Origin of the sequence: Variovorax paradoxus, assembly GCF_022009635.1 — a bacterium.
GTDB lineage: Bacteria > Pseudomonadota > Gammaproteobacteria > Burkholderiales > Burkholderiaceae_C > Variovorax.
Genome location: NZ_CP091716.1, coordinates 3718833 through 3733450 on the forward strand (window position 1 = coordinate 3718833; position 14618 = coordinate 3733450).

At 69.3% G+C, this 14618-nt stretch carries 13 protein-coding genes; 1 reads left to right on the forward strand and 12 read right to left on the reverse strand.

Going from position 1 to position 14618, the window contains the following annotated elements; translation table 11 throughout:
* Positions 1–11: 11 nt before the first annotated feature.
* The gene (locus L3V85_RS17300) at positions 12–845 is read left to right on the forward strand and encodes an AraC family transcriptional regulator (protein WP_237680264.1); all 834 of its coding nucleotides are present in this window, start codon (positions 12–14) and stop codon (positions 843–845) included.
* Here the strand turns inward: L3V85_RS17300 and L3V85_RS17305 are convergent.
* The 12 genes from L3V85_RS17305 to L3V85_RS17360 form a co-directional block, all read right to left on the reverse strand.
* Positions 818–1270: a hypothetical protein gene (locus L3V85_RS17305; RefSeq protein ID WP_237680265.1), complete on the reverse strand. Its 453-nt coding sequence runs from the start codon at positions 1268–1270 to the stop codon at positions 818–820. The genes L3V85_RS17300 and L3V85_RS17305 overlap by 28 nt on opposite strands.
* 9 nt (positions 1271–1279) lie before the next feature.
* A complete protein-coding gene (locus L3V85_RS17310) occupies positions 1280–1741 on the reverse strand; it encodes a hypothetical protein (RefSeq protein WP_237680266.1) in 462 nt (153 codons plus the stop codon).
* 2 nt (positions 1742–1743) lie between these two features.
* Positions 1744–2667 carry an ABC transporter permease gene (locus L3V85_RS17315; protein WP_198086576.1) on the reverse strand — a complete coding sequence of 308 codons (924 nt, stop codon included), beginning with the start codon at positions 2665–2667 and terminating at the stop codon, positions 1744–1746.
* A 133-nt stretch (positions 2668–2800) separates the two neighbouring features.
* Positions 2801–3865, reverse strand: coding sequence for an ABC transporter permease (locus L3V85_RS17320; RefSeq protein ID WP_237680586.1), 1065 nt, complete (start codon positions 3863–3865; stop codon positions 2801–2803).
* Entirely contained in the window at positions 3865–5466 is a 1602-nt protein-coding gene (locus L3V85_RS17325) for an ABC transporter ATP-binding protein (RefSeq protein WP_237680267.1), read from the reverse strand. The genes L3V85_RS17320 and L3V85_RS17325 overlap by 1 nt, the downstream gene beginning before the upstream one ends.
* Positions 5463–6158 carry an alpha/beta fold hydrolase gene (locus tag L3V85_RS17330; RefSeq protein ID WP_237680268.1) on the reverse strand — a complete coding sequence of 232 codons (696 nt, stop codon included), beginning with the start codon at positions 6156–6158 and terminating at the stop codon, positions 5463–5465. Before L3V85_RS17330 ends, L3V85_RS17325 begins: the two co-directional genes overlap by 4 nt.
* Positions 6159–6202: 44 nt before the next feature.
* The gene (locus L3V85_RS17335) at positions 6203–7180 is read right to left on the reverse strand and encodes a 5'-methylthioadenosine/S-adenosylhomocysteine nucleosidase (protein ID WP_237680269.1); all 978 of its coding nucleotides are present in this window, start codon (positions 7178–7180) and stop codon (positions 6203–6205) included.
* Positions 7181–7190: 10 nt separating this feature from the next.
* Positions 7191–10004, reverse strand: coding sequence for a polysaccharide deacetylase family protein (locus tag L3V85_RS17340; RefSeq protein ID WP_237680270.1), 2814 nt, complete (start codon positions 10002–10004; stop codon positions 7191–7193).
* A gap of 16 nt (positions 10005–10020) precedes the next feature.
* Positions 10021–11025, reverse strand: a complete 1005-nt coding sequence (locus tag L3V85_RS17345) for a BMP family protein (RefSeq protein ID WP_237680271.1) — start codon at positions 11023–11025, stop codon at positions 10021–10023.
* Between the two features lie 154 nt (positions 11026–11179).
* The gene (gene upp / locus L3V85_RS17350) at positions 11180–11809 is read right to left on the reverse strand and encodes a uracil phosphoribosyltransferase (RefSeq protein ID WP_093240978.1); all 630 of its coding nucleotides are present in this window, start codon (positions 11807–11809) and stop codon (positions 11180–11182) included.
* Between the two features lie 38 nt (positions 11810–11847).
* Positions 11848–13254: a URC4/urg3 family protein gene (locus L3V85_RS17355; protein WP_237680272.1), complete on the reverse strand. Its 1407-nt coding sequence runs from the start codon at positions 13252–13254 to the stop codon at positions 11848–11850.
* The gene (locus L3V85_RS17360) at positions 13251–14561 is read right to left on the reverse strand and encodes a GTP cyclohydrolase II (RefSeq protein WP_237680273.1); all 1311 of its coding nucleotides are present in this window, start codon (positions 14559–14561) and stop codon (positions 13251–13253) included. The genes L3V85_RS17355 and L3V85_RS17360 overlap by 4 nt, the downstream gene beginning before the upstream one ends.
* Positions 14562–14618: the final 57 nt, after the last annotated feature.

The window sequence follows — 14618 nt, forward strand, 5'->3', positions numbered from 1 at the left end:
AAAATCCCGCGATGCCCCGCAAACCCGCGCCAAAGACCGACGCCGAAGGCGCCATGCCCGACCTCAGCGAGCGCGCCGACGGCCCCGCGCTCATCGCGCTGCGCGGCGCCGATGCGCCGGAGCACGAGTTCCGCCTGGGCACCCGCGAGTACGACTGGCACCGCCATCTGCGCGGCCAGGTCTTCTGCGTGGAAAGCGGCCTCGTCCACGTGCGCACCGCGCACGGCTCCTGGCTGCTGCCGCCGCACCGCGCGGGCTGGCTGCCGCCGGGCGAGTTGCACAAGGTCGGCATCAGCGGCGCGACGAGCGGATGGACCGTGCTGATCGCGCCAGCAGCCGCGGCGCAACTGCCCGAGCGGCCTTGCGTGATCGGCATCAGCGAACTCATGCGCGCGCTGGTGCGCCGCGCCGTGACGTGGGGCGGCCACGACACGCTGGACGCCGAGCAGGAGCGCATGGCCGCCGTGCTGCTCGACGAAATGCGCCGTGCGCCGCACGAGCCGCTGCACCTGCCCATGCCGACCGATCGCCGGCTGCTGCGCATCGCGACCGCGATCTACGAGCAGCCCGAGAACAACCGCACGCTGGATGAATGGGCCCATTGGGCCGGCCTGTCGCCGCGCACGCTGAGCCGGCTGTTCCTCGCGGAGACGGCCGTGAGCTTCGCCAAGTGGCGGCAGCAGGCGCGGCTGGTGCATGCGCTGGAGCGGCTGGCGCGCGGCGAGGCTGTGGCGGACATCGCCGATGCGCTGGGCTATGCGACGCCGAGCAACTTCATCGCCATGTTCCGGCGCGCCTTCGGTGAATCGCCGGGGCGCTACTTCGCCGGACGCGGCGCGCAGTGAAGGTAGATATGGACGTTTTCGCCGCGATCGCGCGCGACGCCGATATCGCCCCATGGGAGCGCGACCGGCTGGCGCGGCACGCCGGCTGAAGCCAGCCAGCGCTCGTGGAAACGGTAGCGCTCGTCGGCGCTGGCGTAGAAGGCTTCGCTGTCCAGGTTGCGGTGGCGATGCGGCGTGAGCGTGAGGAAGATGCCGGTCAGCCGTTCATGCTCGAAGCGCAGGGTCAGCTCGACGGCATTGCGGTCGGCCGCCGTGCCGCTGGCGGTTGCGAACAGGCATTCGACTTGCCGACCCTCAACGTTCACTGACTGGTTGTTCTTCGAGAAGACGGGCGGGAGATCGTCGGCTTTGCAGCCCGCGTCGATGACGACACCGAAGGCTTCGAGCCGTCCATTCGCGGCATCGAGTGCCGGGGTGGGGGCCATGGGCTGCGTCTATCGCGTGCGCTGCGCCCGGAACAGGTACTGGCCCAGCTTCGGCCCGACCTCGATGGTCACGCGGCGCAGCTTGTCGTCATGCCCCGAGTCGGCCTTCGCCGTGACGACGATGCCGCGCGGCGTGGCGCGGCAGGTGAGTTCCGACAGGGAGATCTCCGCATGGTCGTTGTCGAGTTCGGCGATGGACACCGTGTGCGCGGCCTGCAGGTGGCCGTCGGCGTCGCGCTTCATCCACTGCACGTAGAGGAAGGACTGCGCGAACTGCTCGGCGTGGATCACGCGGTACACGCCTTGGTGGTCGCTGTCCCAGGTGCCGCACAGCTGCACCCAGTTGACTGCGTCGGGCGTCTTGAAATTTTCGTAGCTGAGGTCGTTCCCCAGCGCATGCACGCTGCTGCCGCCGCACACGGCCAGCAGGGCGGCGATCAGCCTGGCTCGAATGGTCGATAGCGCGTTCATCGTCAACGTTCCCCTTTGCGGTAGGGCTTCATCAGTGCCTGCGGGTAGCTGGCCTTTCGTGCCACAAGCACCAGCGCCAGGATCGACAGCAGGTAAGGCAACATCAGGTACAGCTGGTAGGGCAGCACGGCATCGCCCGATTGTTGCAGCCGCAACTGCAGCGCGTCGAAGAACGCGAACAGCAGCGCGCCGAGCAGGGCCTTGCCCGGCCGCCACGAGGCGAACACCACCAGCGCCACGCAGATCCAGCCGCGCCCGTTGACCATGTTGAAGAAGAAGGCGTTGAAGGCCGACAGCGTGAGGAAGGAGCCCGCCATGCCCATCAGCGCCGAGCCCGCGACGATGGCACCGGTGCGCGTGGCCGCGACCGACACGCCCTGGCTCTCGGCCGCCTGCGGGTTCTCGCCGGCCATGCGCAGCGCCAGCCCGAGCGGCGTGCGGTACAGCACCCAGCCCACCACCGGCACCAGCAGCAGTGCGAACAGGGTGAGCGCGGTCTGCGCGTTCAGGATGGGCACCGGCAGCCAGTCCATCGGCGCGAAGGGCGTGATGGTCGGCGGCGTGTTCACCTTGGGAAAGCTCACGCGGTAGCCGAAGTAGCTGAGCGCCGTGGCCAGCAGCGTGATGCCCAGCCCCGACACGTGCTGCGAGAGCGCGAGCCCCACGGTAAGAAAGGCGTGCAGCAGGCCGAACACCATGCCGGTGAGCGCGGCCACGCCGACGCCCACCCACAGCGGCGCGCCGGCATACACGGCGAGCCAGCCGGTGAAGGCGCCGGCGACCATGATTCCTTCGATGCCGAGGTTGAGCACGCCCGCGCGCTCGCACAGCAGCACGCCGAGCGTGCCGAGGATCAGCGGGGTGGCGATGCGCAGCACCGCGACCCAGAAGGCGGGGTTGGCGAGGATGTCGAGCAGGTCAGTCATTGCGTATTTCTCCCTCCCCTTCCGGGGGAGGGTCGGGGTGGGGGCAGGCGGCGCTCGCAGGGGCGGCCGATGCCCCCATCCCAGCCTTCCCCCGGGAGGGGAAGGAGCAAGAAAGAAGAAGCCACGGCCATGGTCATTTCTTCATCCTCACCCGGTACTGCGTCAGCAGCGTCGCCACCAGCACCGCGATCAGCGAGGCCGCGACGATCACGTCGGCGATGTAGGTCGGCACGCCCACGGCGCGGCTCATGGTGTCCGCGCCCACCAGCACGCCCGCCACGAACACGCCGGCCGCGATCACGCCCAGCGGGTGCAGGCCGGCCAGCATCGCGATCACGATGCCGGTGTAGCCGTAGCCCGGCGACATGTCGAGCGTGACGTAGCTGGTGCGGCCCGCCACCTCGATGGCACCCGCCAGCCCGGCCAGCGCGCCCGAGAGCAGCGCCACCATGACCACGGTGCGCGTCACCGGCACGCCCGCGAAGGCGGCCGCGCGCGCATTGGCGCCCACCGCGCGGATGTCGAAGCCCAGCACCGTGTACTTGAAGACGGCCCACACCATCACCGCGAGCGACACCGCCCACAGCAGCCCGGTGTGCACCCGCGTCTGCGCGACCAGCTTGCCCAGTTCGAGGTCGGATTGCAGCGACACGCTCTGCGGCCAGCCCATGGCGGTCGGGTCCTTCATCGGTCCGTCGAGCAATGCCGACACGCCCAGCAGCACGATGAAGTTGATCAGCAGCGTGGTCACGACCTCGTCCACGCCCAGCTTGTTCTTCATGAGCGCCGGGCCCAGCAGCATGAGCGCGCCGGCCACGGCGGCGGCCAGCATCATCAGCGGGAACAGCAGCCAGGGCGACAGCTCGAAGCCGGTGCCGCCATGCATGCCGCCCACGGCAACCGCGGCCAGTGCGCCCGCGTAGAGCTGCCCCTCGGCGCCGATGTTGAAGAGCCGCGCCTTGAAGGCGACGGTGGCCGCCAGCCCGGTGAGGATCAGCGGAATGGCGCGCGTCAGCGTTTCGCTCCAGGCGAACACCGAACCGAAGCCGCCCTGCAGCAGAAGCGCGTAGGTGCGGCCGACCGGCGCGCCCGCCCACAGCACGAGCAGGGCGCTGACGATCATGGTGAACACGACCGCGCCGATGGGCGCCAGCACCAGCGCGGCGCGCGAGGTCTGGTGGCGTTTTTCGAGCCGCATCATGTGGGCGCTCCGTTGCGTTGCGGCGCTGCGGCCGTCGCGCCGGCCATGGCCAGCCCGATGGCTTCGCGTGTCCAGGCCGTGGCGGGGCGTGCTTCGCCCAGATGGCCGCCATGCATCACGGCCACCCGGTCGCCGAGCGCCAGCACTTCGTCCAGGTCGTCGGAGATCACCAGCACGGCCGCGCCGGCGTCGCGCGCGGCGATGAGCTGCTGCTGCACATAGGCGACCGCGCCGATGTCCAGGCCCCAGGTCGGCTGGTGCGCGACGATGAGGCGGGGGGCACGGTTCGGATATTTCTTGTTGTCGTCGCCCTTGGCCGCTTCGGGCTGCTCGGGTGAGAGCAGGGCGCGGCCCAGGATCAGCTTCTGCATGTTCCCGCCCGAGAGCGAGCGGGCCGGCGCCATCAGGCCGGCGCCGCGCACGTCGAACGCCTTCTCGATGCGCCGCGCATGCAGCCGCGCGGCGGCGCGCTTCACGATGAACGACCAGCGCGAGAACACCGGGCTGCGCAGGCGCTCGGACACGGCGTTCTCCCACACCGGCAGGTCGCCGACCACGCCCACCGCGTGCCGGTCTTCGGGAATGCGCGCCACGCCGCGCTGCACCAGCCGGGCAGGAGAAGGCGGCAAGGCGCGGCCCATGAGCTGCGCGGAGCCCGAGCTGGCCCGGCGCGTGCCGCACAGCAGCTCGGCCAGCGCGACCTGCCCGTTGCCGGACACGCCCGCGATGGCGGTGATTTCGCCCGCGCGCAGCGTCAGCGAGACCTCGCGCAGCCGGTCTTGCCCGCCGTCCTTGCCGGCGGCCGTGCTCACATGGTCGAGCACGCAGACCGCGTCGCCCACCGACTTGGCGGGGCGGCGCTTCGGCGCCTCGACCGCATGGCCCACCATCCACAGCGCGAGCTGCGCCTGCGTGGTGTCGGCGGTGCGCGCCTCCGCTACCAGCTTGCCACCGCGCAGCACCGCCACGCGATGCGACACGCGCAGCACCTCGCCGAGCTTGTGGCTGATGAAAATGACAGACAGGCCCTGCGCCACCATCTGCGCCAGCGTGGCGAACAGCGCCTCGCTTTCCTGGGGCGTGAGCACGGCGGTCGGCTCGTCGAGAATCAGGATGCGCGCGCCGCGGTACAGCGCCTTGAGAATTTCCACGCGCTGGCGCTCGCCTACCGACAGGCTGCCGATCTTCGCGTCGGGCTGCACCGGCAGGCCGAAGCGCTGCGCCACGTCGAGCAGCCTGGCGCGCGCGGCTGCGCGGCGCGACACCGGGCGCCACAGGGGCTCGGTGCCCATCATCACGTTGTCGAGCACGCTGAGGTTGTCGGCCAGCGTGAAGTGCTGGTGCACCATGCCCACGCCGGCGGCCAGCGCGGCCTTGGGGTTGCCGGGCGGCAGCGGCGCGCCGAAGACTTCGATGGCGCCTTCGTCGGCGACGTAGTGGCCGAACAGGATCGACATCAGCGTCGACTTGCCCGCGCCGTTCTCGCCGAGCAGCGCGAGCACTTCGCCGGCCTGCAGGTCGAGGGAGATGGCATCGTTGGCCACCAGGCTGCCGAAGCGCTTGGTGATGCCGGCGAGCCGGAGCACAAGAGGGTTCATGGGGTGGCGGGCTCGGGGTTGACGAGCTCGCGGCAAAAGTTTTCGATAGCTTGGGCGGCGGCTGCAGGCGCTGCCTGCAACAGGCCGTGCGGACCTTCCAGCCGGACGATGCGAAGGCCCGACAGCGCGCGCTGGATGGTACGGGCTGCCTGGCCGGGAACGATGCGGTCCTCGATGGCCTGCAGATACATCACCGGCACGCGTACCAGGGGAAGCTTGTCGACCACGTTCACGCGCTGCACTTCTTTCATGCGGCGCGTCATGACGGCGGTCGACACCTGCCGCAGCGAATCCTGCAGCGAGGCGGAAAGGCCCGGCGTGGCAAAGCGGCCCAGGAGCATGCGGCGCATGGGGCCGCGCATCAGGCCGGAGTGCATGAATTTCATCGACAGCTCGAGCAGGCCGCCGCGCAGCAGCGCGAGGCCCGGCTTGGGGCTGCGGGCGAAGCTGCAGCACAGGATCAGCCCGCGCAGTCCGGGTGGCGGTGCCGCCGCGATGGAAATGGCCAGCGGGCCAGAGAAGGATTCGCCCAGCAGCACGAAAGGCTGGCCGGCGGGCAGTTGCGCGCGCACGAGCCGTTCGAGTTCGTCGTAGCCCAGCGCCTCGGTGCCGGGGTAGCGCACCACGTCGATGGCATTGCGCGGCCCCATGGCTCGGACCAGGGGCTCGAAGAGGTCGCCGGTGCCGTCCATGCCAGGGAGCAGAACTAGACGAAGCGCGCGGACAGGCGCCGCCGTCACTTCCACGCGGCGAGAAACGCCAGCATGACCTTGGCGGAGTTGTCCGCCGCGATGCTCATGAATGTGCCCATTTCGTTCTCGCCCTCGCCGCCGCCCGCGAGGTCGCTGAGCGAGCGGAAGGCGATGTAGGGCACGCCGTTGCTGTAGGCGACCATGCCCACGGCGGCGGTTTCCATGTCGAGCACGTTGGCTTGGAAGGTCTTGTAGGTGTATTCGCGGTAAGCCTTGTTGTCCATGAAGGCCTGGCCCGAGACGCCGTTGCCGCCCACCACCAGCTGCGGCTTGCGCGGCAGGCACTTGCCGGCGCCGCAGTTCGCCAGGTCGACGTTGTGGATGCTGCGCGCCACCTCGAGCATCTTCGGGTCGGCCTCGAACCAGAACTTGCGCACGATCTGCGGATTGGCCGCCGAGCGCACCTCGACCGGACGCGGGAACATCATCCCGAAGTTGGGCAGCGTGGCGTCGGTGATGAAGGGCGGCGCGCTGTACTTGCCCGGCGCGGTCTCGCGCGCCATCAGCACTTCGAGGTACTGGCCCCACTGCGCTGGAACGGTGACGTCGCCCACGTGCAGCTGCGGATTCACGCCGCCCGCGATGCCGCTGAAAACGATGTTGGTGACGCGGAAGCGGTTGAGCACCAGCTGCGTGTTCATGGTCGCGTTCGTCATGCTGATGCCCGACAGGAACAGCACCACCGGCTTGCCTTCGAGCGTGCCGGTGGTGAACTCCACTCCGTTCACCGTGTGCCTGACCGGGCCCTGCAGCCGGGTCAGCAGCAGCTTCAGCTCGGGCTCGAAGGCCGACAGCACCGCGATGCGCGGCGTGTCGTCCAGCCGCGTGCTGCTGTTGATGCTGACCGCGTCGGACTTGTAGACGCCGACGCAGCCCGCCAGCAGCACGCCGAACGCGGCAGCCAGGACCGGCGCGCGCAGGCGCCGCAGCAGGGAGGAAGTGTTCTTCGTCGTGGTGGTCATGAGTTGGTGGTCATGAGTTGGTGGGCGGAAGTTGCGGGCGGTGCGCGGCGTCGGGCGTGGCAATCCAGGCCTGCAGCGACGCGACGCGCGCGTGCTTCGGGGCCAGGCCGACGAAGGTGGTGTAGGCAGCCAGCGCCTTGGCGTCGTTGCCGGCCTGCAGATATGCATCGCCCAGGTTCAGGTAGGCGAGGGCGCGGCTGCCGTCCATGTCGATGGCCTGCTCGAACCAGCGCGCGGCTTCCACCGGCTTGCCGCGCTTGAAGTACACGAAGCCGAGGTTGTTGGCCGCCAGCGCAAAGCGCGGCTGCAGCTTCAGTGCCTCGGTGAAGGCGGCTTCGGCTTCGTCGTAGCGGCGCTCGCGGTAAAGCTGCAGGCCGCGGTCGTTGGCGCGCTGCGCCGCCACGCGCGGAGAGACGGGCGCGGCGGCCGGCATGGTCAGCTTGGCGTCCGCGCCCTCGAGGTTCTTCACCACCACCTCGATGGCGGCCGGGCCGGCCTTGGGCGCCGCTGCCGCCGTGTGCACCGCCTGCTCGTTGGCTTCGTCGATGCGCTTGTTGACCTGGCTGGCGGCGGCGTCGAGCTGCACGATGTCGCCGCTCAGGCCCTCGCGGTCGGTAGGCAGCTCGAACACGAATTCGCCGCCCTCCGAGCCAGGCAGGCTGCCGAAGGCCGGCGTCTGCCGCGCGATGGCCGAGACGGCGGGCGCCACGTAGGCTGCGAGTTCGGTGCCGGTGATGACGCCGTCGCCGTTCAGGTCGGCCTTGCCCGACAGTGCCTGCAGCATCGTCCAGGTGAAGACCGAATGGCCGCCGGGGCCGTCGTCGGCCACCTGCTGGTCGGCGCCGCCGGCGGTGAGCATCTGGCGGCCGATGCGGCGCGCGTTGTCGGTCAGGAAGTTCTTGCTGCCCTGCGGTGCGCCGCCGCGCGTGAGCCCAAGGCCCGAATAGCAGGCGTCCACCAGAAAGAGCACGTGCTTGGCTGACAGCGCCTCGGCCACCTCCTGCAGCTGCGGCATGGAGATGGCGTCGGAAGCCAGGTCGTCCAGCGCCGCATCGACCGGGATGATGTAGCCGACGTCGCGCCCGCTCGCGAGCTTGCGGGTGCTGCCGTGGCCGGCGAAGAACACCAGCACGCGGTCGTCGCGCTTCACGCGCTTGGCGTCCGCCAGCTTGTCGTTGAGCGCGCGCAGGATGTTGGCGCGCGTGGCTTCGCCGTCGTACAGCGAGGTGACGTTCTCGGGCTTGAAGCCGAAGCGGGTGACGAGCAGTTGCTCCATCGACCTGGCGTCGGGCACCGCATGGTGCAGGCCGGGCCACTTGGCGTACTTGTCGATGCCGATGATCAGCGCGTGGCTTTCGCGGTAGAGCGTGTCGCCGGCTCCGGCGGCGGCAATGCTGTCGCCCGGGGTCGCGCGCTTGGACGCGCTGACGACGAACTTGCCGTCGCGCCAGGTGGCGAAGCGGTAGCCGTCGGCCACCAGCTGGTCGAGCACCGTGGGCAGCGCCTGCACGGTGCGGCCCTGGATGTCGTGGAACAGGATCACGCCGCGCTTGGCCTTGTCGACCTCGGCCAGCACGCGGTCGGCGATCGACTTGGGCACCGGGTCGGCCCAGTCCATGGAGTCGACAGTCCAGAGCATCGAGCGCAGCTTGAGCGCCTCGACGGTGCTCAGCTTGTCTTCGTTGCGCGCGCCGTAGGGAAAGCGGAACAGGGTGGACTGCGGGCGGCCGGTGGCGTCGAGCAGGGCCTCGGTTTCGGAGGCCTCGGTGCGCACCGTGTCGTCGCTCATCTTGGCCATCATCCCGTGGCTGAAGCTGTGGTTGGCGAGCACATGGCCGGCGGCCAGCACGCGCTTGGCGACGGCGCCGTTGGCGCCCAATTGCGCCTTGCCCTGCGCGTCGAGCTTGCCGAGGTTGCGGCCCAGCTCGAAGAAGATGGCCGGCGCGTCGTAGCGCTTGAGGATCTCCAGGATCTCGTCGGTGTGCCTGGCGTGCGGGCCGTCGTCGAAGGTCAGCACCACGGTCTTGGGCGGCAGCGAGGTGCCGAAGATCTCGCGGGTGTCGGCGCCTTCCTTTTCCTTGGCGTTGGTGCCCGCGGGCTGGGTCGCCTGCGTGTAGGGCACGATGGAACCGAAGTCCTTCAGGATCTTCTCGCGCGAATACAGGCCCTGCAGCTTGGCCACGTAGTCGGACCACTTCTCGCGCTGGGGCTCGATGCCGCGCTGCGCGAAGCGGCCGAAAACGTCTTTGAGCTCGCGGTCGTAGGCCTGCTCGATCTCGGCGAGCACGGCCAGGTCTTCGCTGGCGCGGCGGCCGAGCTTGAGGCCGGGCAGCGACTGCGCCTGGGCGTAGCGCGTGCTCAGCTCGGAGAGGAATTCCTTGAAAGCGAGGCGGTCGGCGTCGAACCAGCTGGGCTCGCTCTCGATGCGGTCCAGCAGCGCGTTGAGTGCAGGCACCGTGGCCGGGTCGGTCATTTCGCCGGCTTGGGCAATGAGCGCCTGCTGGCGCTCCTGCATGTCATGGAACAGCATCTGCCCGACCGCGCCGACGGCACGCTTCTCGGCCGCGTCGAGCGTTCGCTCGCCGGTCATCAGCACGATCATCTGCCGGTGGGCGGCGAGCAGGGCGTCGGCGCGCTCCTGCAGCGCGGCTGGAATGCCTGCGGGGACGGCGGGTGCCGGCGGCGGCGCCACGGCAGCGGGGGCGGCCGCGGCAGGTGTCGCCGCCGTGCCGGCGGATTCAGGCTGGCATGCAGCCAGACCGGCGACGGCGAGCGCCGCCATCGCCATGCCGCGGACCGCGGTCCGCCATCGCGCAGGATTCATCAGCACTTGCAGGCGTTTACTTGGCGGTGGACTTGGGTTGGCCGTCGTCCACCTTCACGGTGAACTTGCCCGCGAGGATGTCGGCCTGCTTGGCCTTCACCTTGGCGATGATGTCGGCCGGCACCTTCTTCTCGAAGGTGCCCAGCGGCGCGAGCTCGGAGCCCTTGTGCTTCATCTGCGCGTACACGCCGTAGTCCTCGGCCGCGAACTTGCCTTCCTTCACCAGCTTGATCGCGTGGTCGGCCGCGGGCTCGAAGTTCCACAGCGCCGAGGCGACCACCGTGTCCGGGTACTGGCTCTGGGTGTCGATCACGTTGCCGATGGCGAGCTTGCCCTTTTCCTTGGCCGCGTCGGACACGCCGAAGCGCTCGGCGTACATCACGTCCGCGCCCTTGTCGATCATGGCGAAGGCGGCTTCCTTGGCCTTCGGTGGGTCGAACCAGCTGTTGATGAAGCTCACGCTGAATTCGACCTTCGGGTTGGTTTCCTTGGCGCCGGCCATGAAGGCGTTCATCAGGCGGTTCACTTCGGGAATCGGGAAGCCGCCGACCATGCCGATGCGGTTGGTCTTGGTCACGCCGCCGGCCACCATGCCGCTCAGGTAGGCGGGCTCCTGGATGTAGTTGTCGAACACGCTGAAGTTGGGCGCCTGCGGCTTGAGCGACGAGCCCATCAGGAAGGCGACCTTCGGAAAGTCCTTCGCGACCTTGCGCGCAGCCGCTTCCACGCCGAACACCTCGCCCAGGATCAGCTGGTTGCCGCCGGTGGCGTACTCGCGCATCACGCGCTCGTAGTCGGCGTTGCTGACGTTCTCGGTGGCCTTGTATTCGATCTCGCCGCGCGCCTCGGCCGCCTTCAGCGCCTTGTGGATGCGGCCGACCCATTGCTGCTCGAACGGCACGGTGTATACCGCGGCGACTTTCAGCTTGGCCTGTTGTGCGAGCGCAAGGCCCGGGGCGCCTGCCGCGAGCGCGGCGGCAATGGCGACGGAACGGATGATCAATTGACGGCGTGCTGCCACGATGTTTCTCCTCGAGTTATGGAAATCTTCGGCTCGCAAAAAACGCGCCTCCCCTTCCAGAACACCGCGGAACCGGCTCCGCCGGGCCGCAGGTGTTGCCCCCGGCAGGGGGAAGGCGAAGCGACACGAAGTGCGCGAAGCCTGGGGGCGAGCCTTATTTCGTGCCGAAGATGCGGTCGCCCGCGTCGCCCAGGCCCGGCAGGATGTAGCCGTGGCTGTCGAGTTCGCGGTCGATGGCGGCGGTGTAGATCGGCACGTCGGGGTGCGCGGTCTGCATCGTCTTCACGCCTTCGGGGCAGGTCAGCAGGCAGACGAACTTGATCGACTTGGGGTTCAGCTCTTTCAGGCGCTCGACCGCGGCCACGGCCGAGTTGCCGGTGGCCAGCATCGGGTCGACCACGATCACGTCGCGGCTGTCCATCTCGCCGGGCATCTTGAAGTAGTACTCGACGGCGGTCAGCGTCTTGGGGTCGCGGTACAGGCCGATGTGGCCGACGCGGGCGCCGGGCACCACCGTGAGCATGCCGTCCAGGATGCCGGTGCCGGCGCGCAGGATGGACACCAGCACCAGCTTCTTGCCGTCGATGACCTTGGCCTGCATGGTCTCCAGCGGGGTTTCGACCTCGATGTCCTGCATCGGCATGTCGCGCGTGACCTCGTAGGCCATGAGCATGCTGATTTCATTGAGGAGCCGGCGGAAGCTGTTGGTCGAGGCGTCCTTGCGGCGCATCAGCGTCAGCTTGTGCTGGACGAGGGGGTGGTTGACGAGGTGGACGTTGCTCATTTGAATTGTCTGTAGCGTTGCTGGGAGAACACGAGAGTCTAAAAGACAGTGCCGTCGCTCTCGATCAGCAGCGGTGGCGCTCCATTACGCAAGCGTTGTGCCAATGCCCGGCCTGCCGCCCATGTGCCGCCTTCGAGCACGCAGGCCAGCGGCAGTTCTTCCTCGGTGCGGTCGAGCACCTTGCGCACGCGCGGCGCCACTTCGTCGAGCAGCGCCACGGTCAACGCTCGCCACTCGACGATGAATTCGTCGGCCGCCTTCCAGCGGCGGGCGAGGAAGGTTGGATCCTTGGGCACGATCACGCCGCTGTCGATCAGCAGGCCGCCGTTGCGGTATTCGGGCAGGGCGGTGAGGGCGTCGAGGTGGCGCACCTTCACGCCGGCCCACTCGAAGGGTTCGAGCAGCGAGTAGGTGAGCCACTGCGACAGCTTGTGGAAGGGCATCCAGCCGTTGGTGAGCCCCGGGCCGCGTACCGCGCTGTGGCGCCAGCAGTCGCCCAGCGCCAGCGCCGGATCGCCCGAGCCGATGCCACCGGCGCTGTCGCTGCCGTCGGCCGCGATGCTGTCCACCGAGTTGGCCGAGGGCCAGATGCGCGACAGCGTCTCGAGCAGCAGCGACAAAATCTGGTGCGCCGTGATCTCGGCCGTGGGCGGCGCGGCCGGGCCGTAGGGGCCGACCAGCGCATCGAACAGCCGGCCCGGGCGGCCGTCGTCGCCGAAGGTCTCGGGCTGCTCGCTCATGGCTTCGCCCAGGCGGCGCAGCAGCGTGGCCCGGCCTGCCAGCCCGACCAGCGGGTTCACCTCGCTGACCTGGAAGGCGTCTCCCAGCCGGTCGGTCACCAGCCCGCGCAGGCCGGCCGCGTCGACCTGGTAGGGGTGGTCGGGGTCGGACGAGAACAGCCCCGCCATGAAGGCGTGGTAGCTGGCCACGCCCAGCCCCTCGGAGCGGGTGAAGCGCTCGCCGGTGGCGGCTTCGGTGTAGTGCCAGTCGGGGCCGGCGCCGGCGTCGAGCAGCACGCTCACCAGCACCAGGTCGATGTGGGCGCGGGCGCGCTGTCGCGCATCGGCCTCGCCCAGCAGGGTGTCGAGTTCCTCGATGCGGTTGACGCCGCCGGCCTCGAAGTGGCGCCAGCGGCTGTGGTACGGAATGGTGTCCCAGGGGTAGCGCTCGCGCGTCACCTCGGCCACGTTGCGCGCGGCGTCTTCCAGCGTGTCGTCGGCGCCGATGCTGAACCACTGCGATTCGCCGCGCCGCGCGCGCGCCAGGAGGGCGCCGGCGCGCTGGCGGATGGCCGCCGTGGTGCGCAGCAGGCTGGCCGCGCCGGCCGGATGGGCGGTGTCGGCGGTGAATTCGATCGACGGGTCGACCTTGCCCGCGCCGCCGGGCGGCAGGCTGCCGGAGCCGTCGACGGGCATGTTGGGATCGCTGTTTCGGCTTGTCGTCATTCGCTGAGTCCTCGGCCCTTGGCCTTTTTCAGTTCTTCGGCGTCCGGCACCGGGCCGGGAGTGAAATAGCCGGCCGCCATCTTGGCGTCCATCTCGACGCGGGCGTCGGCCGGGATCAATTCGTCGGGAATGTTGACGCGCTCGCCGATCTCGATGCCCGAGCCGGTGATCGCGTCGAACTTCATGTTGCTCATCGACACGAGCCGATGGATCTTCCTGATGCCCAGCCAGTGGAAGACGTCGGGCATCAGCTCCTGGAAGCGCATGTCCTGCACGCCGGCCACGCACTCGGTGCGGGCGAAATACTGGTCGGCCGTGTCGCCGCCCACCTGCCGCTTGCGGGCGTTGTAGACCAGGAACTTGGTCACTTCGCCCAGTGCCCGGCCTTCCTTGCGCGAGTAGGCGATGAGCCCGACGCCGCCGCGCTGCGCGCCCATGATGCATTCCTCGATGGCGTGCGTGAGGTAGGGGCGGCAGGTGCAGATGTCGGAGCCGAACACGTCGGAGCCGTTGCACTCGTCGTGGATGCGCGCGGTGAGTTCGACCGCCGGGTTGGCCAGGTCGCGCGGGTTGCCGAAGATGTAGAGCGTCTGCCCGCCGATGGGCGGCAGGAACACTTCCAGGTCGGAGCGCGTGACGAGTTCGGGGTACATGCCGCCGGTTTCCTCGAACAGGGTGCGGCGCAGGTCGGTCTCGGAGCAGCCGAAGCGCCGCGCCACCTCGGGCAGGTACCACACGGGCTCGATCGCGGCCTTGGTGACCATGGCCGCACCGCCGGTCGTGAGGAAGTGGCCGTCGGCCTTGAGCCGCCCGCTCTGCAGCGCCTCGATCACCTCGGGCAGGATCACGTGGGCCTTGGTGATCGCGATGGTCGGGCGGATGTCGTAGCCCGCGGCGAGTTCGGCCGCGAACACGTCGGCCACCTGCGCGCCCCAGGGGTCGAGCGACACGATGCGGCCCGGCTCGCTCCACTGCGGGTAGGGGCCGATCACGTCGGTGGGGGCGGTGTTGGTCAGGTCGGCCTTGTGCTCGCGCTTGAGCGCGCCCGAGGCCACGGCCAGCGCGCGGTACACGCTGTAGGAGCCGCTGTGCGTGCCTATGACGTTGCGATGCGCCCGCTTGGTGGTGGTGCCGACCACCGGCCCGCGCTCGACGGCGGTGGCCGCGCCCCAATGGATGGGCAGCGCGCCGAACCCGCCGGCATGGGAGGTCAGCCGGATGTGGCCGGTCGACGAAGAAGGGTGAAGCGGGGGGAGGGGCGTGGTGCTGCCCGGGGCGGAAGGGATCGTTGTGCTGTCTGCAGACATTGGGGACCCTCAAAAAACACAATGTACCGATGGTGTGTGGTGCTTGCAAGCAGACGG

Coding starts and splice junctions, on each gene's coding strand:
- L3V85_RS17320 (WP_237680586.1), bottom strand. CDS start 3,865: ATGCGGCTCGAAAAACGCCACCAGACCTCGCGCGCCGCGCTGGTGCTG.
- L3V85_RS17340 (WP_237680270.1), bottom strand. CDS start 10,004: ATGAATCCTGCGCGATGGCGGACCGCGGTCCGCGGCATGGCGATGGCG.
- L3V85_RS17360 (WP_237680273.1), bottom strand. CDS start 14,561: ATGTCTGCAGACAGCACAACGATCCCTTCCGCCCCGGGCAGCACCACG.
- L3V85_RS17325 (WP_237680267.1), bottom strand. CDS start 5,466: ATGAACCCTCTTGTGCTCCGGCTCGCCGGCATCACCAAGCGCTTCGGC.
- L3V85_RS17300 (WP_237680264.1), top strand. CDS start 12: ATGCCCCGCAAACCCGCGCCAAAGACCGACGCCGAAGGCGCCATGCCC.
- L3V85_RS17305 (WP_237680265.1), bottom strand. CDS start 1,270: ATGGCCCCCACCCCGGCACTCGATGCCGCGAATGGACGGCTCGAAGCC.
- upp (WP_093240978.1), bottom strand. CDS start 11,809: ATGAGCAACGTCCACCTCGTCAACCACCCCCTCGTCCAGCACAAGCTG.
- L3V85_RS17355 (WP_237680272.1), bottom strand. CDS start 13,254: ATGACGACAAGCCGAAACAGCGATCCCAACATGCCCGTCGACGGCTCC.
- L3V85_RS17315 (WP_198086576.1), bottom strand. CDS start 2,667: ATGACTGACCTGCTCGACATCCTCGCCAACCCCGCCTTCTGGGTCGCG.
- L3V85_RS17310 (WP_237680266.1), bottom strand. CDS start 1,741: ATGAACGCGCTATCGACCATTCGAGCCAGGCTGATCGCCGCCCTGCTG.
- L3V85_RS17335 (WP_237680269.1), bottom strand. CDS start 7,180: ATGACCACCACGACGAAGAACACTTCCTCCCTGCTGCGGCGCCTGCGC.
- L3V85_RS17330 (WP_237680268.1), bottom strand. CDS start 6,158: ATGGACGGCACCGGCGACCTCTTCGAGCCCCTGGTCCGAGCCATGGGG.